The following is a 384-nucleotide window of genomic DNA, read 5'->3' on the forward strand; positions in this document are numbered from 1 at the left end:
CCCCCAGGTCCCCGAGTAATCACCGAACAGGCGCTCACCCGCCCGCACGCTGGTCCAGGTCAGGCTGACGCCCGGGTAGTCGCCACGGCCCGGCCAGTTGAAACGTTGCCAGCTTTCCTTCTGGTTGAAGTAATGATGCTTCTCGCCATTGAGGATGAAGGTGGTCTGCACCACGTCCCGCGCGGCCTTGCCCTGCAACTCGAAGCCCAGCCCCAGGCCGCCATCGGTGTAGAGCACGTCGGCCAGGTGGCTGAGTTGGTTGATCGCCGTCAGAAACTGCGGGTTGAAGCGCAGGCCCTGGCTATGAGTGGGATCGACCACCCAACGGCTGCCTTCCTTGCGCAAGACCCCGTTCAGTTGCCCGCGCAGGAACTGTTCGAGGTA

At 63.5% G+C, this 384-nt stretch carries 1 protein-coding gene; it reads right to left on the reverse strand.

All coding sequences use genetic code 11. From position 1 onward, the window contains the following. Positions 1–384, reverse strand: a 384-nt coding sequence (locus M5B99_RS29850) for a type VI secretion IcmF C-terminal domain-containing protein (RefSeq protein WP_318654604.1), incomplete at both ends; no start/stop codon positions are given.

Origin of the sequence: Pseudomonas sp. MWU13-2100 (genome assembly GCF_023242365.1) — a bacterium.
Classification (GTDB): Bacteria; Pseudomonadota; Gammaproteobacteria; order Pseudomonadales; family Pseudomonadaceae; genus Aquipseudomonas.